At 42.4% G+C, this 25,205-nt stretch carries 17 protein-coding genes; 11 read left to right on the top strand and 6 right to left on the bottom strand.

What is annotated here, in order from left to right; translation table 11 throughout:
* Positions 1 to 190 precede the first annotated feature (190 nt).
* The gene (gene ald / locus NXR94_RS04330) at positions 191 to 1,303 is read left to right on the top strand and encodes an alanine dehydrogenase (RefSeq protein WP_258103358.1); all 1,113 of its coding nucleotides are present in this window, start codon (positions 191 to 193) and stop codon (positions 1,301 to 1,303) included.
* Here ald and NXR94_RS04325 read toward each other — a convergent pair.
* Together NXR94_RS04325 and NXR94_RS04320 are read right to left on the bottom strand one after the other, a co-directional pair.
* Complete coding sequence (locus NXR94_RS04325) at positions 1,298 to 1,744, bottom strand: type I restriction enzyme HsdR N-terminal domain-containing protein (RefSeq protein ID WP_258103357.1); 447 nt, start codon at positions 1,742 to 1,744, stop codon at positions 1,298 to 1,300. The genes ald and NXR94_RS04325 overlap by 6 nt on opposite strands.
* Positions 1,731 to 3,026 (bottom strand): MFS transporter, encoded by a 1,296-nt coding sequence (locus NXR94_RS04320; protein ID WP_258103356.1) that lies wholly within the window; start codon positions 3,024 to 3,026, stop codon positions 1,731 to 1,733. The genes NXR94_RS04325 and NXR94_RS04320 overlap by 14 nt, the downstream gene beginning before the upstream one ends.
* 131 nt (positions 3,027 to 3,157) lie before the next feature.
* Between NXR94_RS04320 and NXR94_RS04315 the strand changes: the two genes are divergently transcribed.
* The 7 genes from NXR94_RS04315 (at position 3,158) to NXR94_RS04285 (ending at position 11,847) form a co-directional block, all read left to right on the top strand.
* Positions 3,158 to 4,477, top strand: coding sequence for an NAD(P)/FAD-dependent oxidoreductase (locus NXR94_RS04315; RefSeq protein ID WP_258103355.1), 1,320 nt, complete (start codon positions 3,158 to 3,160; stop codon positions 4,475 to 4,477).
* Positions 4,478 to 4,486: 9 nt separating this feature from the next.
* A complete protein-coding gene (locus NXR94_RS04310; RefSeq protein ID WP_258103354.1) occupies positions 4,487 to 5,230 on the top strand; it encodes a C39 family peptidase in 744 nt (247 codons plus the stop codon).
* The gene (locus NXR94_RS04305; protein ID WP_258103353.1) at positions 5,205 to 6,653 is read left to right on the top strand and encodes a RimK family protein; all 1,449 of its coding nucleotides are present in this window, start codon (positions 5,205 to 5,207) and stop codon (positions 6,651 to 6,653) included. The genes NXR94_RS04310 and NXR94_RS04305 overlap by 26 nt, the downstream gene beginning before the upstream one ends.
* Before the next feature lie 2 nt (positions 6,654 to 6,655).
* Positions 6,656 to 7,897: a glutamate-cysteine ligase family protein gene (locus NXR94_RS04300; RefSeq protein ID WP_258103352.1), complete on the top strand. Its 1,242-nt coding sequence runs from the start codon at positions 6,656 to 6,658 to the stop codon at positions 7,895 to 7,897.
* Positions 7,894 to 8,595 (top strand): N-formylglutamate amidohydrolase, encoded by a 702-nt coding sequence (locus NXR94_RS04295; protein ID WP_258103351.1) that lies wholly within the window; start codon positions 7,894 to 7,896, stop codon positions 8,593 to 8,595. Before NXR94_RS04300 ends, NXR94_RS04295 begins: the two co-directional genes overlap by 4 nt.
* Positions 8,596 to 8,652: 57 nt before the next feature.
* Entirely contained in the window at positions 8,653 to 11,322 is a 2,670-nt protein-coding gene (locus tag NXR94_RS04290; protein WP_258103350.1) for an ATP-binding protein, read from the top strand.
* Positions 11,323 to 11,418: 96 nt separating this feature from the next.
* On the top strand, positions 11,419 to 11,847 hold the full coding sequence (locus NXR94_RS04285) for a hypothetical protein (protein ID WP_258103349.1): 429 nt from the start codon (positions 11,419 to 11,421) through the stop codon (positions 11,845 to 11,847).
* A 55-nt stretch (positions 11,848 to 11,902) separates the two neighbouring features.
* On the opposite strand, the gene NXR94_RS04280 is transcribed toward NXR94_RS04285, so the two are convergent.
* On the bottom strand, positions 11,903 to 12,730 hold the full coding sequence (locus NXR94_RS04280; RefSeq protein ID WP_258103348.1) for an alpha/beta hydrolase: 828 nt from the start codon (positions 12,728 to 12,730) through the stop codon (positions 11,903 to 11,905).
* Positions 12,731 to 12,791: 61 nt separating this feature from the next.
* On the opposite strand from NXR94_RS04280, the gene NXR94_RS04275 reads away from it, so the two are divergent.
* The gene (locus tag NXR94_RS04275) at positions 12,792 to 15,053 is read left to right on the top strand and encodes a patatin-like phospholipase family protein (RefSeq protein WP_258103347.1); all 2,262 of its coding nucleotides are present in this window, start codon (positions 12,792 to 12,794) and stop codon (positions 15,051 to 15,053) included.
* A gap of 1 nt (position 15,054) precedes the next feature.
* Here NXR94_RS04275 and NXR94_RS04270 read toward each other — a convergent pair whose 3' ends face one another.
* The 3 genes from NXR94_RS04270 to NXR94_RS04260 form a co-directional block, all read right to left on the bottom strand.
* Positions 15,055 to 15,741: a bifunctional 2-polyprenyl-6-hydroxyphenol methylase/3-demethylubiquinol 3-O-methyltransferase UbiG gene (locus tag NXR94_RS04270; protein ID WP_258103346.1), complete on the bottom strand. Its 687-nt coding sequence runs from the start codon at positions 15,739 to 15,741 to the stop codon at positions 15,055 to 15,057.
* A gap of 40 nt (positions 15,742 to 15,781) precedes the next feature.
* Positions 15,782 to 16,459, bottom strand: coding sequence for a hypothetical protein (locus tag NXR94_RS04265; RefSeq protein ID WP_258103345.1), 678 nt, complete (start codon positions 16,457 to 16,459; stop codon positions 15,782 to 15,784).
* A 125-nt stretch (positions 16,460 to 16,584) separates the two neighbouring features.
* Positions 16,585 to 19,518 carry a pitrilysin family protein gene (locus NXR94_RS04260; protein WP_258103344.1) on the bottom strand — a complete coding sequence of 978 codons (2,934 nt, stop codon included), beginning with the start codon at positions 19,516 to 19,518 and terminating at the stop codon, positions 16,585 to 16,587.
* 349 nt (positions 19,519 to 19,867) lie between these two features.
* Here NXR94_RS04260 and NXR94_RS04255 point away from each other — a divergent pair, with 349 nt between their 5' ends.
* The gene (locus NXR94_RS04255) at positions 19,868 to 22,645 is read left to right on the top strand and encodes a bifunctional aconitate hydratase 2/2-methylisocitrate dehydratase (RefSeq protein ID WP_258103343.1); all 2,778 of its coding nucleotides are present in this window, start codon (positions 19,868 to 19,870) and stop codon (positions 22,643 to 22,645) included.
* Between the two features lie 236 nt (positions 22,646 to 22,881).
* Positions 22,882 to 25,149 (top strand): aconitate hydratase, encoded by a 2,268-nt coding sequence (locus NXR94_RS04250; RefSeq protein WP_258103342.1) that lies wholly within the window; start codon positions 22,882 to 22,884, stop codon positions 25,147 to 25,149.
* Positions 25,150 to 25,205 lie beyond the last annotated feature (56 nt).

Raw genomic sequence — 25,205 nt, 5'->3', positions numbered from 1 at the left:
CGGGCTCATTTTAGACTTTTAGTAGGCCAAAATATTGGAATTATATTCTGCGCAGAAATAGGAATTCAAAATAAAAAATATGTCCTGAAAGAAATGATTTTTACGATCTATCGAATTTTGAAAGCCATGTTTTTTTGGTGGTTGTCAAACTTATCTTTGTCGTGTTAAACACCCCAAAAATGACAAAGAAATGATCATAGGAGTACCTAAGGAAATTAAGAATAACGAAAACAGGGTTGCCCTCACTCCGGCAGGTGTGACCGAGTTGGTCAAGCATGGTCATAGTGTTATGGTGCAATCAGCCGCTGGACAGGGAAGTGGGTTTACTGATGACGTTTACGAAAAGGCGGGATCCAAAATTATTTCCACAATTGAGGAGACTTATGGTTTGGCGGAGATGATCATCAAAGTGAAGGAGCCCATTGAAGCGGAATATGGTCTCATTAAGAAAGATCAACTGGTATTTACCTATTTTCATTTTGCCTCCTACGAGCCGCTCACAAAGGCTATGATGAAATCAGGAGCTACCTGCCTGGCATATGAAACAGTTGAAAAATCAGATAGGTCTCTTCCGTTATTGATCCCGATGTCAGAGGTAGCAGGTCGGATGTCAATTCAGGAGGGAGCGAAGTTTCTCGAGAAACCTAGTGGCGGAAGAGGTATACTCCTTGGTGGAGTGCCTGGCGTAAGGGCAGCAAAAGTGATGATACTCGGAGGCGGAGTTGTTGGGACGAATGCGGCAAAAATGGCTGCGGGTATGGGGGCAGACGTGACCATACTCGATGTCAATCTGCCACGACTCAGATATTTGGATGATGTCATGCCGGCCAATGTGGATACGCTGATGTCCAACGAGTACAATATCAGAGAGCTCATTAGTACACATGATTTGATTGTAGGCTCAGTACTAATTCCGGGAGCTAAGGCACCGCACCTGATTACCAGGGATATGCTAAAGGATATGAAGCCGGGTACCGTACTCGTTGATGTGGCTGTGGATCAGGGTGGTTGTATTGAGACATGTAAACCTACGACCCACGAAAGCCCAACTTATGTGATAGACGATGTGCTACATTATTGTGTGGCCAACATGCCGGGAGCAGTTCCATATACTTCAACCCTGGCATTGACCAATGCAACCCTTCCTTATGCTATTCAACTGGCAAACAAAGGTTGGAAAAATGCTTGTTCCGAAAATAAAGAATTGAAGTTAGGGTTAAATATTATAGAAGGTGAGATCGTTTATAAAAGTGTAGCAGATGCCTTTGGACTGGACTACACAGAGGTAGATCACTTTTTATAATTGGTTTGGAAAATTGGGGAATTTAGTTTGTTGAGTGTATTCCCCATTTTCCATTTTCCAGATAAAGTGCTTGAGCCCATTTGTCACAGCTATGTATTGGGCCTTTACAACTTTGTTATAAGTTGAAATTTGATTGAGGGTCTTTTGATCAATGTTAACGTCTGCGGATTTACATTCAACCAACAAAAAAGGATTCATTTCGCGGTCCAGCAAAATAATGTCACTTCTTTTTCCTGATTTAAAATAGCTCAGTGGAAACTCCAGTTTGATCAATGATTTGGGATAACCCAAGTGATTGATCATGAGGTGAATAAAGTGCTGGCGTACCCATTCTTCAGGGGTGAGGATCACATATTTTTTACGGACAATATCAAAGACATATTCGTTGCCCTCCTCAGACTTGGTTTTAATATTAAATGGAGGAAGGTTAAGCGCTTGCATTGTTCTTCTTAGGCATTTTCACCATAATTAAAAGCACAAAACCCAGTATGAAATAGGAAGCTAGTGCCAGGGTACTATTACGCATGCTTCCACTAAGGTGTTCAATAAATCCATAGCTAAAAGTTCCTATTACAACGCTGATATGAAAAGTTACATCATAAAATGAGAAGTATGATGCATGATCAACGGTGTTTGAAGGAAGTAACTTAGAAAAGGTCGCTCTTGACAAGGATTGAATCCCACCCATCATTAGACCAACCACTACGGCTATGATGTAAAATTGAGTTACGGTTGTTACGGTATAAGCAAACAGGCACAGCCCTATCCAAATAATGATCATAGTACCAAGGGAAAAGATATTTCCTTTCCTCTCAGACAAACGAGCAAAGAGAATAGCACCGCCTATTGCCACGAACTGGATGATAAGCAATATCGGAATAAGCTGACCCGACTCCATTTTGAGTTCTTTAGACCCAAACAGCGTTGCAAGCAGCATGATGGTCTGCACCCCCATGTTAAAAAAGAAAAAGGCCAGGAGGTACTTTCGGAGGTCGGCCTGCTTTTTTAACTCCACAAATACCTTTTTTAATTCAAGGTATCCGTTCATTAAAATTTTCCCAGAGGGCTTTCTGTTAAATACATTATCCGGCAAATTTTTGAATGGGATTTGCGCAAAACCGATCCACCAGACACCTACTAACAGAAAGACTGTTCGCGTAGCATCTCCTTTGGTGGGAAAACCCACCACATCATAAAAACTGATAATCACCAGGCTGGCAATCAAGAGAAGGGCACTTCCCGCATATCCAAATGCATATCCACGTGCGCTGATACGGTCAGTGAGTGAGGCAGGAGCAATTTCAGGTAGGTAAGCATCATAAAACACCAGACCTGAACTATACCCTACACTTGCCAGCACGACACAAATAATTCCAAGCTCCAGGGTGTCTCCATTGAAAAAGAACATGGTCATACAGGCCAGGGATCCAAGCGTGGTAAATATTTTAAGGTATTTTTTCTTCTCTCCGGTATAGTCTGCAATTCCCGATAACAAGGGTAGCATTAATGCCGATAGTAAGTAGGAGATAGAGATGGCATAGCTATACAGGACCGAATTGACGACTTCAAATCCAAAGAAATCAACGCGGTCTCCACCGGCTTCATTGGCAGTGACTGCGGTATAATAGATAGGGAATATGGAAGTGTTGATTACGAGATTATAAACTGAGTTTGCCCAGTCATACATGCACCACGAATTGATGACTTTTTTGTTGGATTCCATTCGGGAAAATTATTTCAAATAAGTTGATCCTGAGGGGATAAATATCGTTTTACTTTGTGTTGTCAAAAAAGGATAATTGAGGGTTGAAAAAACCTCAAAGGTGAAAACTCAGGATTAAAAGTAACGCAAATTTGGAAGCTCAGACCAAAAAAGAAATCAAGCAAGACAGAATCAACGAACGAATACCAAAAACTGATATGATGCGGGTGGTCATCATTGGAGGTGGCTTTGCTGGTATTGAACTGGTGAGGGAGCTGTCTAAAGCCGATGATATTCAAATAGTTCTAATTGATAAGCATAACTATCATACCTTCATTCCACTACTGTATCAGGTGGCCACGGCAGGGTTGAGCCCGGGAGATATTTCCAGTCCTCTTCGGGAATTTCTTCAGGACAGTAAGAATTTCCATTTTCGTATGGCGAAGGTGAAGGAGATAGATGCACCGAGCAAAGAGATTCATACCGACCTTGGGACATTGAGCTATGACGTGCTGGTTATGGCTTCAGGCTCCAGAACCAACTTTTTCGGAAATAAGCAGATCAAGAAGAACGCGAACAACCTACGGGAGATCACTGATGCCATTGAGCTTAGAACCAAACTGATCAATAACTTCGAAGAGGCTTTGCAGTTGGATAACGAGGAGGATCTGGAAAAACACATGAATATTGTCATCGTGGGGGCGGGTCCTACTGGTGTGGAGTTGGCAGGAGCGATTGGAGAGTTGAGAAATCAGGTACTACCAAAGGATTATCCTGAACTTGACTTCAGAACCATGAGGATAACGTTGGTTGAAGGGGGAAATCAGGTGCTAGGGGCCATGTCCAAGGCTTCCGGAAGAAAGGCAGCCAGATATCTTGAGAAATTTGGTGTGGAGGTAAGATTGGGAACCATCCTTAATTCTTATGAAGATCGGGTTGCTGTGCTTAGCGATGGTACAGAGATCAAGACCAATTGTTTGATTTGGGCCGCTGGGGTACAAGGGAATTTGGTGCCCGGTTTGAATATGGATGCGGTGATCAATGGTCGGATCAAAGTGAATGAGTTTAACCTGATCGACGGACATAAATATGTATATGCCGTGGGTGATGTGGCATTGCAAGTAGATGAAAAGCACCCAAAAGGCTTGCCGATGCTGGCTCCTGTTGCTATACAGCAAGCCAGACACCTGGCGAAAAACATTGTTCGACTCAATCAAAAAAGGCCAATCAAGCCTTTCAAATACACGGATAAAGGAACAATGGCAACTATTGGTCGAAATAAAGCAGTGATTGATCTTCCGTTTAATATTACCATCGGAGGCTTTTTTGGTTGGTTTATCTGGATGTTCATTCACCTTTTCTCAATCATAGGATTCAGAAGAAAGCTCTTGGTTTTTTCCAACTGGGTATTAAATTATCTAACCTATAAGCAAGGAAATCGTCTAATAATCAAAAAAGACATTGATGACTAACTAACAAAGTTGAAAACGTCGGATAAGTTGGGTATCAAAACCTTGAGTTTGGATATCCACGCACAGCCCAACGACGAAACATGTGGGCCTACCTGCCTTCAGGCAGTGTATCAATATTTCGATGACCAAATTTCACTTGATCAGGTTATCCGTGAGGTCAAAACCCTGAAAACGGGCGGGACTCTTGCGGTGATGCTGGGAAATCATGCCCTGTCCCGAGGCTATGATGCTACGCTGTATACTTACAATTTGATGATGTTCGATCCGACCTGGTTTAATTCAGGAGTAGATCTGAAATCAAAACTTGAGGAGCAAAAGGCGTTCAAATCATCCAGGAAATTTAGACAGGCAGCCAATGCTTATTTGAATTTTCTTTCTTTAGGCGGATCTATCAAATTTGAGGAGTTAAGCACCCACCTGATCAGGAAGATCCTCAATGAAGGAACTCCGTTGCTTACCGGCCTTAGTGCTACCTATCTATATGATTGTGCCAGAGAGATTGGCGAAACAAATCAATATGATGATATCCGTGGCACCCCGGCGGGACATTTTGTAGTTGTTCATGGATATGATCAGGCCAAGCGTATAGCCAATATTGCCGATCCTTTGGATACCAATCCAATTAGTGATACACATCACTACCAGATTACCTTGAGGAGGTTAATCAATTCGATCCTGCTTGGGATTGTGACTTATGATGCCAACCTGCTCGTCATTAAACCAAAAAATGTCATCCAAACTAATCATAACTGACACACCAGAGGAGTGGCAAAGTGCCATTCAGGATGTCGAGATTATCACCCCGGCTCAGTATTTCTCTGAAGAGTCTTTTCAAAGATCGAGAAAGTACAAGGTGATCAATTTGTGTAAGAGCTATCAATACCAAAGCCTTGGATACTATGTTTCGCTACTTGCGGAGGCTCGCAGACATAAGGTGATGCCCGAGATCGCGACGCTACAGGATTTTAGGTTTCCTTCCATTGTAAAGGAGGATGCAGAGGATTTTGATGAGGTGATCCAGCAGGGACTAAAAAAACAAAGGGAAGATCGCCTGGACCTGTTTATCTGCTTTGGAAAGGCACATCAGCCTGAACTGAATAAAATAGGCACGTTGATTTTCAACCTGTTTCAGGTACCCATTATGAAAGCGGTATTCTTAAAAAAGGATAAATGGATACTGACCAACCTTAAGCCACTAAACCTCAATGAGTTTCCTGATGATGCTCAGGAGTTCTTGAAAAATGCGCTTAATGAGTATTTGCTAGGAAAAAACAGGTTAAATAAACAGTATAATAGAAAGAAATATGATCTGGCCATTTTGGTGAACCCGGAAGAAACTACGCCTCCTTCCAATAAGAAGGCCATCCAAAATTTCGTGAAGGCGGGTGAAAAGGTAGGGTTCAATGTTGACCTGATAACAAAAAACGACTTCGCCAAGATTATCCAGTATGATGCCTTATTTATAAGAGAGACAACAAATGTTAATCATCACACTTTCAAGTTTGCTAAAAAGGCTGCTTCAGAAGGCCTGGTCGTGATGGATGATCCCGATTCAATTTTGAAATGTACTAACAAGGTGTACCTGAGTGAGTTGCTGCGGGCCCACCAGGTGCCTACACCTCAATATTGGATCATTAAAAAGGATAGGATAAGCCAAATGAAGTTTTCGAATCTGGAGTATCCAATTATCCTGAAACAACCAGATGGATCGTTTAGCAAGGGAGTAAAAAAAGCTAAGAATGAAGCTGAACTGGTGGAGGTATTGAAGGACTTTTTTCAAACCTCGGAGTTGGTGATTGCCCAGGAATTTATCCCGACTGACTTTGACTGGAGGGTAGGGATTCTGAATAACAAACCACTTTATGTCTGTAAATACTTCATGGCGCCGGATCATTGGCAGATAATGAATTGGAAAGGTTCCGGGGGTATGGAAGAGGGGGACACCGCCACACTTGATATCGCGGAGGCTCCAAGAGCATTGCTGGATTTGGCGGTTAAGGCAACAGCATTAATAGGCAATGGGCTGTATGGAGTTGATATCAAACAGCATGGTAAGAAATACTACATCATTGAAATCAATGATAATCCGAACCTGGATGAAGGTGTAGAGGATCTGGTGTTGAAGCAGCAACTATATGTGCAGGTAATGCAGGAATTTATGAATCGTTTGGTCTGACTATGGCAACGAAAACAAGGCTCCACCTTTTTGAAGCATTTGGGGTTGAGCTTGAGTATATGATCGTCAAGGACGATTCTTTAAATGTGACGCCTCTGGCTGAAGTGTTGCTTAGAGGTGCAGAGGGTATGATTCAGGGTGAGATCGAGCATGGTGATATTGCCTGGAGTAACGAATTGGTGAGCCACGTCATTGAGCTAAAATCAAACGGGCCAAAGGCGGATTTGATGGCTTTGAGTAATGCTTTTCATGAAAATGTGGTTTGTATTAATGAGCAGCTAGGTACACAGGGAGCCAGGTTATTACCCACTGCTGCACATCCCTGGATGAATCCTTCGAAGGAAACAACACTCTGGCCTCATGAAAGTGGTGAGATTTACGAGGTTTATGATCGAATTTTTAATTGCAAAGGACATGGGTGGTCCAACCTCCAGAGCACCCATATCAACTTGCCGTTTTATGATGATGAAGAGTTTTCAAAACTTCATACGGCTATAAGGTTTATAATGCCTCTGATACCTGCCTTAACTGCCTCTTCACCAATTCTAAATGGGAAGTATACAGGCTATCAAGATCGAAGACTGTATTATTATGAGCTCAATCAAGCAAGGATTCCTGCAATCACTGGGAAGGTAATTCCGGAAAGGATATTTACGAAGCACGGCTATCAAAAGCGTGTTTACGATAAAATCGCCAGTGCTATTGAGCCATACAACTCCGGGGGCTTGCTTGATCCAATATGGCTCAACAGTCGGGGAGCGATTGCTAGATTCGATAGGGGAGCAATAGAGATTCGTGTCATCGATATTCAGGAATGTCCCAAAGGAGATTTGGCCATTGTGGCTTTAGTCGTTGCGGTTTTGAAAATCCTGGTTGCTGGAAAATGGATATCATTTGATGTTCAACAGGCTCATGGAACCTCGGAACTCTATCATGTTTTTAAAGAATGCGTTAAGAATGGTTCTGACGCCATTATTTCTGATCCCGAATACCTTAAGGCATTAGGTTATACAAATCATCAGAAGGCCCACACTGTATGGTTGGACTTAATTGATCGCACCATGGAAGCTTATCCGTCATGGATGCAGCCCTGGAGCGATGTGCTCAGAAGTATCGTGAATCATGGAACCTTAGCTGAAAGAATAATAAAATCATTGAATGGAGATTTCTCAAGGGAAGAGTTACATGCTGTGTATAAAAAGCTATCCGGCTGCCTTCAAACGAATTCTTTGTTTGTTCCATGAAACGGCGATCCTTAATCATCACTTGTGAGCACGCTGGAAATTATGTGCCTGAGAGGTTTGAACCGTATTTTGAAACAGCCGAAAAGGAGCTGAGTTCTCATCGAGGTTGGGATATTGGTGCGCTCTTGGTTGCAGAGAAAATGTCTGACTACTTTGGTGTTGAGTGCCATCATTATGATTACTCGCGTTTGCTCATTGAGGTAAATCGCTCGATCGGCCATCCACAGCTTTTTTCAGAATTTACTGGTCATTTGCCTCCAGAAATAAAGACTGTTTTGGTTGAAGAATATTATAACGTCTATCGAGAGCGAGTGAGAAACCAAATTGATTCATTGGTTGATGAGAGGCATTCCGTGGTCCATATTTCCGTCCATAGTTTCACACCAGTATGGGAGGGAAAGGAGCGTGAAGTAGATATTGGATTACTCTATGATGAGGTGAGAATCGAGGAAACAGCCTTCTGCAAAAAATGGGGAAATGCCATATTGACTCAATCTCCTGCATTTAATATTCGGATGAATGAGCCATACAACGGGGCTGATGACGGTTTTACTACAACCTTGAGAACCATTTGGCCGGAGGAGAGTTATCTGGGAATTGAATTGGAAATTAATCAGAAGCATCTTTCCGGGAATAATCAGTTGCTGATCAAATTGATTTGTACCGGGCTAAAAAGTGCGATTGAATCGTGGAAGTAAGGTGATGCTTACCTATTCAATTCTTTAATTAGTTTTACTGGTCTAGCAAGCAGGCCTATGCATTTTACAATCAGTCCGAGAATATTCAACACGACCTCTGTGGTTGGTGGAGTGATCATGCTGGTTTATGCTATATCGACTTTGATCGCTACCATAAGTCTGCAAGATGCGAGTAGAAAAAACGAACTGGAGGAGATTGCCAAAAACTTTCGGGCGCATCAACATTATCTTGACGAGGTACTGGAGGGTGGATTTGCTGAAATCTCATGTATCCAATCTTCAGTTGAACAGTTTCAGGTTTCTGACAAACGTCTGGTGTCAAGGGATCTGGTTAACCATCTATTAAAGTCTGTGACCAGGAATAATCCCGCTTTTCTCGGATTCTGGATGGTTTGGGAACCTCAGGCATTCGATAGTTTAGATCATATTCATACTTCGGGTAATGGGACCAATGGAGATGGCAGGTATGTTCCGTATTGGCATTGGGATGAAGATACGGTCGTAGTTGAAAGCTGCATTTTGTTTGAGGTACATGATTACTATCAACTCCCAAAGAAAAATCATCTTCCTTATTTGCTGGATCCGTTCTATTACCCCGTGGGAGGTGAAAATGAACTGCTTGTAAGTATAGTTAGGCCTATCCTACGTGAAGGTACATTTCTTGGGGTTGTCGGAGCAGATTTGAGCTTAAACTCCTTATCCGAGTTTGTGAAAAGGGTAGCGGAAATAGAAAAAGGTCATGCTTCCTTGATAGGTGGTGATGGTACCTATGTGGTGAATGATGAGCCTGAAAATATTGGAAAATCAGATAGCATATCGACTTATCTAATGAAGACGGCAACACGCCATTCAATGGATAGTATCCGAATTGAGAAAATTGTTGATGAGTTTGTTTTCACTGCTAATATCGGAGGGAAATATGCAGAGAGCCCGTGGTTATTTACGCTCAAAGTTCCGGAGGAGGTTATCAATGAGGATTTTATTTCCCTCAGAGCTAACCTATTGGTATTATCTGCGATTTCAGCGTTGATCATTGGTTTTTTGCTGGTCTATAATGTTGTGCAGCGGATAGAAAGTGACGAGGAGCGAACGAAAGTGCGGGGTGAACTTTCCAGTGCGGATGCGAGAATAACTTCTTTTATCGAGGGAGGAGATACTCCTGCGAGTATTTATTCACTGGATAATGAATTTCGCTATACCGGCTTTAATTCCATCCATAAAAAGGAGATGCTAGAGCAATTTGGGGCGGAGGTTGAAGAAGGAAAGTATATGCCGGATCTGGTGCCGGATCATATGGAGGAACATCTGGTCAAGAATTTAAAGAGAGCCATTAGGGGAGAGCAATTTAGTGTGACAAATATGTTTGGGGATCGCTATTACACCCAGACGTTCAACCCGGTTTATGGACAAACCAGTGAAGTGGTAGGGCTGACTAGTAGTGTGGTGGATGTTACTTCCAGAATAAAAGCGGAGCAGGAACTGGAACAATATCGAGATCAGCTAGAAGAATTAGTTGAGGAGCGGACGCAAGAGCTAACTGCACAAAAGGAGTTTCTCCAAAGAATTATTGATGAAATATCTGCAGTGATTTTTGTTAGAGATGAGGATGGGAAATATATACTTGTCAATAAAAAGGCAGCAGATTCATTTGGCCTGCCTATTAACGACATTGTTGGAAAGAGTGTAAATGAAACTCATGTAAGTGCAAAGGAAGCTGAACGTTTCCTTAATGAGGACAGGGAATTACTATCCAAAGGAGGGATGTTACAGGACGAAACATTTTTTACCTGGCCGGAGAATAATTCAAAAAGTTGGCTGCTTTTAACCAAAATGAGAATTTTCCTGAATGATCGTCCGCATATATTAGGGGTCCATGTTGATGTCACCCATTTAAAGGAGACAGAAATGAAGTTGATGGCCGCCAATAAAGAGCTGCATACAACACTGGAAAATTTGAAATCCACTCAATTAAGGTTGGTGGAATCTGAAAAGATGGCCTCCATCGGACAGTTATCAGCCGGATTAGCACATGAAATAAATAACCCTATTAATTACGTTGCGGGTAACCTCTATCCGATCAGAAGGGATTTGGAGGAGGTGAAAAGCCTGATTATTGAAGAGGCGAATAATTGGGGTGCTGGCGGAAAACATTTGGTTAGACGGGTTGAGGAATTGTTTGTAGAAATTGAGAACCTGATGGACGCTGTTAATGAAGGTACCAGCAGGGTGAGTAATCTTGTAGGTGACCTAAGAGCCTTTGCTCGTCCCGGTGAGATGAATGAACAGGGGCCGCTAGACATTAACATCTGTATAAAGTCCACCGTAAACCTGGTGCGTCATCAACCTGAAAAGTATATTCAATTTGAACTAGAGCTTGATGAACTTCCCCCAATTAATGGGACAGATAGGCAGTTTAAGCAAGTTTGCTTGAATATTTTATCTAATGCATGCCAGGCCATCAAAAAGAAAGGAATCATCACGGTTCGAGCCTTTAAAGAGGAAGAGAAGATTAAAATTCATTTCATAGATACTGGCTCAGGAATTCATAAAGACCATTTAGGACGTATTTTTGAGCCTTTCTTTACTACCAAGGATGTAGGTGAAGGTACAGGGCTGGGGCTCGCTATTTCCTACAATCTCATGAAGGATTTGGGCGGAAATATTTCGGTTCTTTCCACATCATCCAGGGGCACAACTTTCGAATTGATCCTTCCATTACCGACTTAAACTTAAAATCACAGGTTCAAGTACTTTTATTCCTGTTCATTCTCCAAAAATCTAAATTGATTGAATGATTTAGGATATTTGATATGAACGGCTGCTATGGTAAATCATTTATCTCAATTTCTATGCGGGAAATTTGAAGGGAAGTTAATTCAATCGGGAAGTGAAGAGGTTTTGTCAACCGATATTTTGGTTGAATCACTAAATGATCTTCTTGTGAAAGTTTCCTTCAATTTGGACGGTGAAAAAGTAGTTTTCAGAGCAATGCTTACGGCGAAAGCGGAAAATATACTTATGACTGTTCAGCAGAGAGTCACTCGAGGGTATATCCTTGATGGCAAAAGTGGGTTCCTGTATGGTGAATCAAATACCCATGGAGGTTTTTTAAAGGAGATGGACTCTTTTTTCTTCCATGTGAAAATGGCCTTTTTTGACGGTGAAAATAAGGAGGTTTACTTCCTCGGAAAGGATCAGCGATTAATAAATACCAACCAACTAAAGATGAAAAGGGTTGAGCAAATGGTGTAAGACCAACTTTTCAAAATCTTTTCAATCAAGCTTATTAGCCATCGACAGCCGGTGGCTAATTTTTTTTGATCCAATCAAGAATAAGCCGTGGTATCATTTCTTTACCCAGGTCATGGTGTGCTTCATGATATACGTCCTGCAACGGATGCCATTCAAAGAGTGAGCTGTTGGTTTGAGCCAGTTTTTCGGTAGTGTGGTAATCGATAATCCGGTCCCCGGAACCGTGATAAATAAGGGCAGGCTTTTTTATTTTTTCGATCTGATTAAATACCCTTTCGGTACCCTTATTAATAATATTGAATAATCCCGCGGAGATTTTTCCATGGACTAAAGGGTCATCGTTATAGGCCTGAACTTCCTCGGGGATACGACTGAGCATATCAGTGTCCAGCCCATTGTCTTCAGAATATGCCGGCCAGAGATTACTCATCATTTTTCCAAGGGCCAGTTTAATGGCCGGCGGCTCAAAGGCCAGCTTTAGCCACGGAGAGGATAGAATAAAACCGGAAAGCTCATTAGAATTATCCTGAGTCATGTAATTAGCCACCAAATTACCTCCCATACTATGGCCCATAAGGTACATGGGTAGGTCATTGTACTTTTCACGAGCGGTTTTGAGCAACTCTTCTATATCACCCATCAATGCCTCATGAGAGGGGGCATGTCCTTTTTTTCCGGACGACAGTCCATGACCTCTAAGGTCCATGGCAAAGACAGCAAAGTTTTCTTTTACAAGTTCGCCTGCTAGCGCTTCATAGCGACCTCCATGTTCTCCATGCCCATGTACAATACACAGTATCTTCTCAGGCTTTTCGCCAAACCAGTGTAAAACATGTAAAGAAATGCCTCCAAACCCCAGGAAATAATCTGATTCGCTGCTCATCTGATTGAGTTTGGTTCGAAATTATATAAATTAATTGGTGAGTCAGATTGAATAGTCATATATGCCAAAAAGAATCGAAAAAGTGTTGTATAGTTTTCCTGTGCAATTGCTTTTCGTGCATATCAAACAAAATCCGTCATTAGTTCTCATATGGGTGTTGCTGGTGGCACTCTTTTCCGGAGGTATCGGAAAAATTTACGGGGTTCATTTTCTCTTTTTGGATCCGGAATACCTCAACAAAGTTAATTTTCTCAGTTTTTTCATTGTTGGTGTTTGCCTTGGGTGTTTTATCATGGCTTTCCATATCACCTGCTATATACTCAATAGTCACCAGTTCCCTTTTATTGGGATTCTGGAAAGGCCCTTCCTAAAATTTGCCCTAAACAATAGCGTAATTCCATTTCTGGTATTGATCGTGTACCTCGTTCAGATCGTCAGGTTTCAGGTGAGCAATGAATTCACAACAGGAATTGTCTTATTTCAAAATCTGCTGGGCCTGTTGGCGGGAGGGGCTATAATTATCGGGTTGTTTTTTTTCTATTTCAGCTTTACCAATAAGGATATTTTTAAATACCTGACGGGAAGTGTAGACAAGCGATTGATGAGAGCCGGGATTTCCCGAAAAAGGGTTCTGGATAAGTACAAAGAATCAAGGAAGGCTGAACGGAAGGTCAGTTCTTATTTTGATACAAAATTTCGAGTCAGGTCTACTGCCGGTTTAAATGATTTTTTCGACAAGGAGACCCTCTTGAAAGTTTTTGATCAAAATCACTTGAATTCAGTGATTTTCGAAATTGGGATCATTTGTATTGTTATCCTTTTGGGCAATTACATGGAAGAACGAATTTTCCAGATTCCAGCCGCCGGGAGCTCTCTTCTTATGATGTCATTCCTTTTCATGTTGATCGGTGCGATATCTTATTGGTTGAAAGAATGGGGGTTAATTTTTACTATCGGGCTATTTATTCTCGCGAATGTTTTGATAAAGACTGAGGTGATCAAAGGGATTTATGAAATAAGAGGTTTGGATTATCAAGGAGAAAAGGCGGCATACAACCTTGAGAATCTGAGGTCATTAGTCAATTCAAAAACGCTCAGCCAAGATTACGATATGGGTATTCGTATGCTGGATGCCTGGAAGAGCAAACAAAAAAGTGAACGTCCCAAAGCGTTAATTCTGTGTGTTAGTGGTGGTGGCCAGCGGGCAGCCTTATGGACGGTCAATGCGCTTCAGCGTGCAGATGAGGCTTTGGATGACAATCTTATGAATCGTACAATATTGGTAAGTGGGGCATCTGGAGGAATGATCGGGGCTGCCTACTACAGAGACGCCAAAGCGGCTGGCGTTCCAAAAGAAAAGCAGCTAAAGAATATGGGTAAAGACAATCTCAATTCTGTTATCTATGGCTTGATGGTCAATGATGCCATTTTCAGGTTGAGAAAATTCGAGTTTGAAGATAAAGTGCATAAAAAGGATAGAGGATATCTTTTTGAGGAAAGCCTAGATAAGAATCTGGGGCATGTTTTTAAAGAAAAGCTATCCGATTATAAGCATGATGAGTTGAATGCAAATATTCCGGTTTTACTCCTATCGCCTGTCATAGCCAATGACGGAAGAAAGATTTACGTATCGAATCTCCCGGTGTCCTATATGAATGTGAGCAGGATGATAGAGGACGAGGGCAATCGAGATCATAAAATATGGTCGGTAGATTTTAACAGGCTGTTCAAAAAGCAGGATGCAGGAGATGTTTCTTTTATTTCAGCACTTCGAATGTCTGCATCATTTCCCTATATCACTCCGGCCATTTCTCTGCCCAGTGAACCATTAGTAGAGGTAATGGATGCAGGAATAGCTGATAATTTCGGAGTCTCCGATGCTACAAGGTTTTTGACGGTATTTAGGGATTGGTTTGAAACTAATACGTCTGGGGTGGTGGTGCTGGTTATTCGGGATACAAGGAAATCAGCTCCTGTGGAAGCCCAGTCCAATCCTTCTCTTATAGACCGCGTGACCTATCCGATTGCGAGTGTATACAACAACCTTGGAAACATTCAGGACATTAATAACGATAAGCAAATAGAGGAATTGAGAGCATCGCTGAAGGTTTCATTGGAGACAGTAGAACTGGAGTACAATACCTACACCAATATCGAACAGGAGTATCTGATCGCTTCAAAGGAAGTAGACCGGAAGCGATTGGAAAGAGCATCGCTTAGCTGGCACTTAACCACCCGGGAGAAGCAAAATATTATTCAGAATATTGAATTACCCAATAATCAGAGGGCGCTTAAAAAGTTGGCGGATGTGATGGAGGAATAAGCTATTCTCTGGTGATTCGAGCTAGGTATTGATCTTGCTCATCGGTATGAAGAATCTCCGCGAACAATCCCATTTTAGTAGTGATTTTCAATAGGCTGTCCTGATCCAGATATAACCAATTAAACCAGTCTCCTTTTTCATCCTGATATTCATATCGGTATTTGATTTCCCCATAATACCCGGAAGGCTTCTGCAGCCCATCCTCATATAGATAGCTTATGTCGCTGGAGTCAATTAATAGCTGGCCTTTCGGATGGAGGAGATCCATGCATTTTTCAAGGAATCTTGGAACTCCGGCGAGTGTTCCTGCCAAACCTAATCCATTCATCAGGGCCAATACGGTGTCGTATTTATCGAGATGTTTCTGATAGTCTGTATGGATCACATTTGACATTCCTGATTGTTTCAGGACCTCTACACAGCCGGGAGAATTTTCCAGAGCGGTGACATCAAAACCTTTGGCTTGAAGAACAAGGGCATGAGCTCCGGCGCCGGCGCCAAGATCGAGGACTTTTCCCTGGCATTCGATCAATGCGAGATGTTCCAGGGTGCTAAAATCTTCTTCCTCTCTAAAGAAAACCTCGACTGGCATTTCCTCAGGTTCACCATAGCTATTATGTAGAATAAGGGCCTTGTCATCCTCACCCCGGTAGTAATCGTAAATGGCCTGACCATGCAGATCTTTCATGCCGCAAAGAAAGTCATATTAAGATCGGGATAGATAGAAATTATGGTGTAATCTCAACGTAGGCATTTTTTGAGGTGAAGGTGGCCGACAGCGTTCCACTTCGGGGAGCCTGGATAGTTGCAGAGGATCTTCTCCTTTTTAGTGTGATTTTAGCCGTTCCCTCGAATTCATTGTCCAGGGTATTGGCAGCGATTAGAATGTTTTGACTTCCGGTGCTTGTATTAGATGTTGAATAACTAGTTGCTCCCACACTTATGGTTATCTGAACAGATTCGTTGGTACCGACAGGTTCACCTTCCCAATTGATCAATAGATCTTCAGATATGGAAAACTTACTGATGTTGGATGGGAATTGAATAGAGTCGGGCAATTGTACATAGTTGATGTAAATATTATCATCAAGATCAATGTACTCAAATGTGACGGAGGAGGTGTATGCAGAGAAGGTTCTTCGGTAATCAACCACTCCCAAAATCTCATGTTCGCTCATACCAAGCTCGTTGGCGGTAACATGGGCCGGGGATGATAACCTCAAAGGCGTGCTGCCAAACCAGAAGGAAGCAATTGTGGCAGTCTCCATGGTATTATCATCATAGTCGATACTATAATGTGTTTTGATCCGATCCTGGCTTACGGACTCGGAGTCCTCAGGATCACAACCAGCAAGGGAAATTCCTAACAGTCCGATCAGGCTACCTATGAGAATATTTGTTTTCATTGGGTTTGACTAGTGTGCTAACTACCAGACACATTATTGATCCATTTCGTGGCAAAGTTCATGATCTATCTTAGTGAAAGAAAAGCATCAGGTGGTGGCAGGGGCCACCACCTGATGAAATTACTTCACTCGTACCCGAATAGTTCATTCAGGCTTAACTCTTTTACAGGGCCATACGCTTCCAGACTTTTAAAATCGATATTATCTCTCGAACCGATCAATGCCGTGGTAAAGGTTTTGCCTTTTATATGGGCTTCATGGAAGGACCTTAGGTCTTCAAAAGTCATGTTTTTCACACCGTCATAGATGTCTTTCCTAATGTCATGATCAATTCCGGCATCCTGAGCCCTTATATAATTCCAGATTACTCCACCACGGGTGACCCGTTCGCTTTCGATTTGATTTAATATACCTTCCTTGGCGATTTGAAAAGCTGTCTGGGATTCCGGGAAGGAGGTCAATAATTCCATCATGGCTGTCATGGCTTCTGACTGCTTATCAGACTGAGTTCCGATGTAGGAAAAGAGATACTCGGATTTTTCCTTATCCATAGGCTGACTATATCCGGCAAACACAGCATAGGCCAGACCCTGCGATTCTCGAATTTCCTGGAAGACAATACTGTTCATGCTTCCTCCAAAATATTCATTGAACAGGTGTACCTCGGGTTCAAGTTCAGGGTTATACAGACCTGCACGGTGAACGAACAATATCTCACTTTGAACCATATCATAATCAGTCCAGAATACTTTTTCATCATCGGTACTAAGTTCTTCAAAGCTTACCTTTTCAGGGAGCGGTAGGAAGTCTTTAGGTACCGGGTGATAAGCATCAAGAAATGATTTCAGCTTTTCCGTATCTCTGGGGCCATAATAAAGGACCCTGTGAGGCATTTTTGGGATGGTCTTGATGATTTCGGCCATCTCCTCTGCTTTAAGATCTTTTAATTCCGAGTTGTTCAATGAGTTCCTGAAAGGGGAGTCAGGGCCATATTTCGCATAATTGAATAATCCGGACCACAGGATGGAGCCCTTGTCCTTCATGCTATTTTCTCTTGCCTGTAGCTTTCTGTCTACCAGTTTGTCCAGGGCCTCCTGATTGGAGGCCGGGTTGGCCAGCAAGTCTTCAAATAGGGTCGTGGCTTTTTCCATGTATTCGTCCAGCCCTGATAGCGTCACATAGGTTCGTTCTTCTGAGGCACTTACATTGAAACTACAACCCAGCTTATATAACTCCTTTTGAAAATCTTCCGCACTCATCGTAGATGTTCCGGCGTATTCAAGGTATTGAACTGCGGTCTCAAGTTTAGGAGACTCATTCCTTCCCCGATCTAAAAGGTAGGTTAATGAGAACAATTCGTTTTCCTCATTTTTCTTAGATAGCACATTGATTCCCTTCATATGAAATTGCTCAACATCATCGGCATAGTTGACATAAACAGGTTGTAGTTTTTCAACTTCTTTACTCAGAAGCATCTCTTGAAAATTGGATTTTTGATCCCTGTTGAGAGGTACTTTGGTTATTGATGGCTTTTCTACCTTTTGCTTATTGGGGTCTTCTCCAGTTAGTTTATATACTACGGAATAGTTGTCATTGTAATGCTCATTGGCAAATGCAACAATCTCTTCTTTAGTGATTTTTTCAAGCTCATCAATCTCGGAGAGGTAAGTGGCCCAGTCAATGTCATTGGTAAATGCTGTGACCATTTCGCCGGCGCGGGATCGGTTATTTTCGAGGGATTTCATACTGCTTTTCTTAAAGTCCGCAATCACCGCTGGCATTAACCAATCCTCAAACTCTCCTTTTTTGACCAATTCAATTTGTTCCAGAAGTAAGTCCCGCACCTCTATCAGCGTCTGGCCTGGTTTAGGTCGACCACTAAAATTATGAACGGTATAATCGTTCATAACCCACGGAGAGCAACCTGCACCAAGTACCTTTTGCTGTTGATTCAAGTTAAGGTCGATCAGCCCGGCGGTGGAGTTGCTTAAGATCATATCGATCATTTTGACATATCGGTTTTCTTTGGAGCCCTCACCCTTAAAGCGGTAGGACAGGTAAAGCATTTCTGCTTTTGGACCCCAAACCGTGTCAATGATAGGTTCGGTAATTGGGTCTTCTTCGGGTGACAGCCATGGTTTCAGGTTTTCGTTGGGTTCCCAGTCCCCAAAGTATTGATCAATCAACTTAATGGTTTCACTGTATTCAATATCTCCGCTAATGCAGATGGCCACATTATTTGGCTTATAGTAGGTGTCAAAATACGCTTTGATAGCCGTAATAGAAGGGTTCTTCAGGTGCTCAATGGTTCCTATGTTTTTTTGCGTTCCATAGGTGTGCTTTTTGAATAAGGCCTGAAGGGTGGTTTCGTACATCTTGCGATCATCACTATCCAGCGCTCTGTTCTTTTCTTCGTAAACTGCTTCTAACTCGGTATGAAACAGTCTTGGAACAATTTTTCTAAACCTGCTTCCTTCCAGTTCCAGGAATCTTCCAATTTCATTAGACGGTATGTCAATAGTATAAACCGTCCGGTCCTTTGCAGTGTAGGCATTCAACCCTTTAGCCCCAATGGCCGAAGTCATCTTATCGTACTCATTTGGTATGGCATATTTGGCGGCTTCATTAGAAACCTGATCTATTAATTGATAATAGGCTTTTCTTTCCGCCGAATCCTCAAGGGTGCCATAGTAATTGAACATGGCTTCAATGCTGTCGAGGTATACTTTTTCCGTCTCATAGTCCAGTGTTCCAAATTCGTCATTTCCTTTAAACATAAGGTGCTCCAGGTAATGAGCTAATCCGGTATTGTCTGCTGGATCATTTTTTCCTCCTGCTTTTACTGCCAAATAAAAATGGGCTCGTGGCTCATTTTCATAGTCACTGAGATAAACTTTTAGTCCGTTTTTCAGAGTATAAATACGAGTGTTCATAGGGTCACTATTCACTGTCTGATAGGTATACCCGTCTTCAGTGACTGTATTCGTTTGATAAGGTTGCTCTGGTGAACAGGCCGCTAAAAGGCCGGAGAGTAGCAAAAAGGTGAGTCTTTTCATCATTGATTGAGAATAGGTTTTAATGTGAGCTTTAAGATAGTTACTACGGCGGTTATGCGTAAGTGTTATTTCTTTTAACGGCCCCAAATTTTGATTGCAAGTGTTAATAATTGATCTGTTCTAAGTATCACTAAGTACTTCTACCTAAAAAGAATGTGAGATAATCGTGTTTTTTAGCCGCGAAACTTTATTCCATTTTTCAAATTAGATAACTTCGCAGCAAAATTTTGTATTGGTAATAAGCAGATCATACGTCATTTGATTTGTTTGAATAGAAACGGCATTTTTTCAAATTAATTTAATGAACAAACGATCGTTTTAATTCGCCTTTAACATTGAAAAGACTTCAAGCATGAACACCTACAACGATTACATTAAAGAAATTGAAGAACGTAAAGCTCAGGGCCTTCATCCCAAGCCCATTGATGGTGGCGAATTGTTGAGTGAGATCATTGACCAGATCAAAGACCTGAACAATCCACACCGAAAGGATTCACTAAATTTCTTTATTTACAATACCCTTCCGGGAACAACAAGCGCTGCTGGTGTAAAGGCGGAATTTTTAAAGGAAATCATCCTTGGAGAGTCTGTTGTTGAAGAAATCACTCCTGCATTCGCTTTTGAACTGCTCTCACATATGAAAGGAGGGCCTTCTATCAAGGTGTTACTTGATATGGCACTTGGTGATGACAACGCGATTGCTACGGAAGCAGCAAAGGTGCTGAAGACACAGGTGTTCTTATATGACGCAGATTATGCTCGCTTAAAGCAAGCATTTGAAGCTGGTAACGGAATCGCGAAGGAACTACTGGAAAGTTATGCTAAAGCAGAGTTCTTCACAGAACTTCCTGAAGTTCAAGAGGAAATCAAAATTGTCACCTTCATCGCAGGGGAGGGAGATATTTCTACAGATTTACTTTCTCCGGGTGCCGACGCACACTCAAGGTCGGATCGTGAGCTGCATGGTCAGTGCATCTTCGAGCACAACAAAGAAATGCAACAGGCACTTTCAGAGTTAAAAGCACAACACCCGGACAAGCGTGTTATGCTGATCGCTGAAAAGGGAACGATGGGAGTAGGTTCATCAAGGATGTCAGGTGTAAACAACGTGGCCCTTTGGACAGGTATTCAAGCAAGTCCTTATGTGCCTTTCATCAATATCGCCCCGATTATCGCGGGCACCAATGGGATTTCTCCGATCTTCCTAACCACAGTTGGTGTAACGGGAGGAATTGGTATTGACCTTAAAAACTGGGTTAAGAAAAAGGATGCTGATGGGAATCCTGTCCTTGATGCAAACGGGGATCCGGTATTAGAACAAGCCTATTCTGTTGAAACAGGCACTGTTTTGACTATTAATACCAAAAAGAAAAAACTATATAACGGAGATCAGGAGTTGATAGATATCTCTGCTTCATTGACACCACAAAAAGTGGAATTCATAAAAGCAGGAGGTTCATATGCAGTAGTATTCGGTAAGAAATTACAAACTTTTGCTGCTAAGACTTTAGGTGTTACGGCACCAGTTGTTTTTGCTCCTTCTAAAGAGATCTCTAATGAGGGACAGGGGCTTACGGCAGTTGAAAAGATCTTCAACAAGAATGCTGTAGGAACTACGCCAGGAAAAACTTTGCATGCTGGGTCAGATGTTCGCGTAGAAGTGAATATCGTTGGTTCTCAGGATACTACCGGTCTGATGACCTCTCAGGAACTGGAGTCTATGGCTGCCACAGTCATCTCTCCAATTGTGGATGGCGCCTACCAGTCCGGATGTCACACTGCTTCAGTATGGGATAAGAAAGCGCAAGCTAATATTCCGAAATTGATGAAGTTCATGAATGATTTTGGTCTGATCACGGCCCGTGATCCGAAGGGTGTTTATCACTCTATGACCGATGTTATTCATAAAGTATTGAATGATATCACGATCGATGATTGGGCTATTATCATTGGAGGTGACTCTCATACAAGAATGTCTAAGGGTGTTGCGTTTGGTGCCGATTCTGGTACCGTAGCGCTTGCACTTGCGACAGGAGAAGCTTCCATGCCAATCCCTGAATCTGTGAAGGTGACATTCACAGGAAATATGAAGAGCTACATGGACTTCCGTGATGTGGTACATGCTACTCAGCAACAAATGCTTAAGCAGTTTGGAGGAGAAAATGTATTCCAGGGTAGAGTGATAGAGGTTCACATCGGAACCCTTACTGCAGATCAGGCTTTCACATTTACAGACTGGACAGCAGAGATGAAGGCTAAAGCTTCCATCTGTGTTTCTGAAGATGAAACCCTCATCGAATCACTTGAGATTGCCAAGTCTAGAATCCAGATCATGATAGAGAAGGGTATGGATAATGAGAAGCAGGTACTTCAAGGTTTGATCGATAAGGCTGATAAAAGAATTGCTGAAATCAGATCAGGTGAAAAACCAGCCCTTACTCCGGATGCAAATGCCAAGTATTACGCTGAGGTAGTGGTTGATTTGGATCAGATTTCTGAGCCAATGATTGCTGACCCTGATGTTTATAATGACGATGTTTCGAAGCGATATACTCACGATACCATCAGGCCTCTTTCTTATTACGGTGGCAATAGAAAAGTTGATCTCGGATTTGTCGGCTCATGCATGGTTCACAAAGGTGACATGAAAATTCTGGCCCAGATGCTTAAAAACATTGAAGCACAAAAGGGTAAAGTTGAGTTCAATGCTCCTCTGGTAGTGGCTCCTCCGACTTACAACATCGTTGATGAGTTGAAAGCTGAAGGTGACTGGGAAGTGTTGCAAAAATATTCCGGGTTTGAGTTTGATGACAATGCTCCGAAAGCTGCGGCTCGTACCAAATATGAAAACATTTTGTACCTGGAGCGACCAGGATGTAACCTGTGTATGGGTAATCAGGAAAAGGCCGAGCCAGGGGATACTGTGATGGCTACATCTACTCGTTTGTTCCAGGGAAGAGTGGTAAAGGATTCCGCAGAGAAAAAGGGTGAATCATTGCTTTCTTCTACACCAGTAGTAGTGCTCTCAACCATTCTGGGTAGAACCCCAAATATTGAAGAGTATGAGGCAGCAGTAGAAGGCATTGACTTGACCAAGTTTAAGCCATCTAGTAAGCTGTTGGCAGTATAGTATCAACGATCTTTTATAGATTTCAAAAGCTCATACCCACGGTATGAGCTTTTTTTATGACATATGATTTGTTAATCATTATCCATTCAACTGATGGATCTGCATTCTGAGTTGTAATAAATTGTGAGAGGATGAATTAATCTGATAAAGTTCACGTTTTTTAAAAACTTGAACTTTAAGCCTTATATTTAAATAAACTCAATAAAACCTAATTATTAATTCTAAAAGCAGACCATATGGCATTTGATATTGAAATGATAAAAGCCGTCTATAGTACCATAGGTGAGCGAGTAAAAAAGGCGAAGGAAGTAACAGGTAATCCTCTGACCCTTTCAGAGAAAATTTTGTACTCCCATTTATCAGCCGGAATGCCAGGTGAGGTTTTTGAAAGAGGAGCAAGCTACGTGGATTTTGCTCCGGATAGAATTGCCTGCCAGGATGCTACTGCTCAAATGGCGCTTTTGCAATTTATGCAGGCGGGTAAGCCGCAAGTAGCTGTACCAACGACCGTTCACTGTGATCACCTGATTCAGGCCAAAATAGGAGCCGCGGCGGATCTCCAGAACGCGTTGAATACTTCCAATGAGGTTTTTAACTTCCTGGAGTCTGTTTCTAACAAATATGGCATTGGATTCTGGAAACCAGGTGCGGGTATTATTCACCAGGTTGTACTGGAAAACTACGCTTTCCCTGGCGGTATGATGATCGGTACTGACTCGCATACGGTAAACGCTGGTGGACTTGGAATGGTTGCAGTGGGTGTTGGGGGTGCTGATGCAGTGGATGTAATGGCAGGTATGCCATGGGAACTGAAATTCCCTAAATTAATAGGCGTGAAGTTGACTGGCAAAATGAACGGTTGGACAGCTCCCAAGGATGTGATATTGAAAGTAGCAGGTATCCTGACTGTTAAGGGCGGAACCGGAGCCATTGTAGAATATTTTGGCGAGGGTGCAAAAAGCCTTTCTTGCACAGGTAAGGGTACAATTTGTAACATGGGTGCTGAGATCGGAGCTACGACCTCAACATTCGGTTATGATGAGTCAATGGAAAGATACCTGAGAGCCACGGATCGTGCTGATGTTGCGGATTTGGCCAATGGGGTGAAAGAACATCTGACTGGTGATCCTGAAGTATATGCTAATCCTGAAAAGTACTTCGATCAGGTGATTGAAATTGACCTGTCTACACTTGAGCCACACGTAAATGGGCCGTTTACGCCTGATTTGGCAACACCAATTTCCGAAATGAGAAAAATGGCTGAGAAAAATGGCTGGCCGACTAAAGTGGAGTGGGGTTTGATAGGTTCCTGCACCAACTCCTCTTATGAAGATTTATCAAGAGCCGAATCCATCGCCAAGCAAGCTGTGGCTAAGGGCCTTAAGCCAAAAGCAGATTTTGGAATTAACCCGGGATCAGAGCAGGTGAGATACACTGTGGATCGTGACGGCATACTGGATACTTTTGAGAAACTGGGAACTAAGATATTCACCAATGCCTGCGGGCCATGTATCGGGCAATGGGATAGAGCTGGAGCCGATAAAAAAGAAAAGAATACGATCGTCCACTCTTTCAATAGAAACTTTGCAAAGAGAGCGGACGGCAACCCGAATACACACGCATTTGTAACATCTCCTGAGATGGTTGCGGCCATCGCGATATCCGGTAACCTTGGGTTCAATCCAATTACAGACACCTTAACCAATGATAAGGGTGAGGAGGTGAAGCTTGATCCGCCAACGGGTTGGGAACTACCTCCAAAAGGTTTTGCAGTAGAGGATGCTGGTTATCTGGCACCTGCAGAAGATGGTTCTGGCGTGGAAGTAAAAGTTAGTCCTGACTCTCAAAGACTACAGCTTTTGGAAGGTTTTGAACCATGGGATGGACAAAATATTACTGGCGCTAAACTTCTGATCAAAGCCCAGGGTAAATGTACTACTGACCACATTTCAATGGCGGGTCCTTGGTTGAGATTCAGAGGTCATTTGGATAATATCGCTAACAATACCTTGACGGGTGCGGTAAATGCTTTTAATGGTGAAACTGATAAAGTAAAGAATCAGTTAACCGGCGAAATGGGCGGTGTGCCTGACGTACAAAGAGCTTATAAGGCTGCAGGTATTCCTACAATTGTAGTAGGTGACCACAACTATGGTGAAGGTTCGTCAAGGGAGCATGCTGCAATGCAGCCTCGTCACCTGGGCGTGAGAGCGGTTTTGGTCAAGTCATTTGCACGAATTCATGAAACCAACCTGAAAAAGCAGGGAATGTTGGCATTGACCTTTGCCAATGAGGCGGACTATGATAAAATTCAGGAAGCAGATACTGTCAACTTCCTTGACCTGACTGAGTTTGCTCCCGGCAAGTCATTAATGCTTGAGTTTGTACATGAGGATGGTTCTAAAGATATCATTGAGACAAACCATACCTATAATGCCGGTCAAATCGGTTGGTTCAAGGCTGGTTCTGCATTGAACCTGATCAAAGAGATGAACAAGGCTTAAAATATAATAATAAAATTTACTCGTAAACCCATTTGTCTGTAGACGAATGGGTTATA

It is taken from the genome of Marinoscillum sp. MHG1-6, assembly GCF_024714475.1.
Classification (GTDB): domain Bacteria; phylum Bacteroidota; class Bacteroidia; order Cytophagales; family Cyclobacteriaceae; genus JAMZMI01.
Note: the sequence above shows the minus strand (reverse complement) of the source record. Positions and strands in the feature narration are given on the sequence as shown.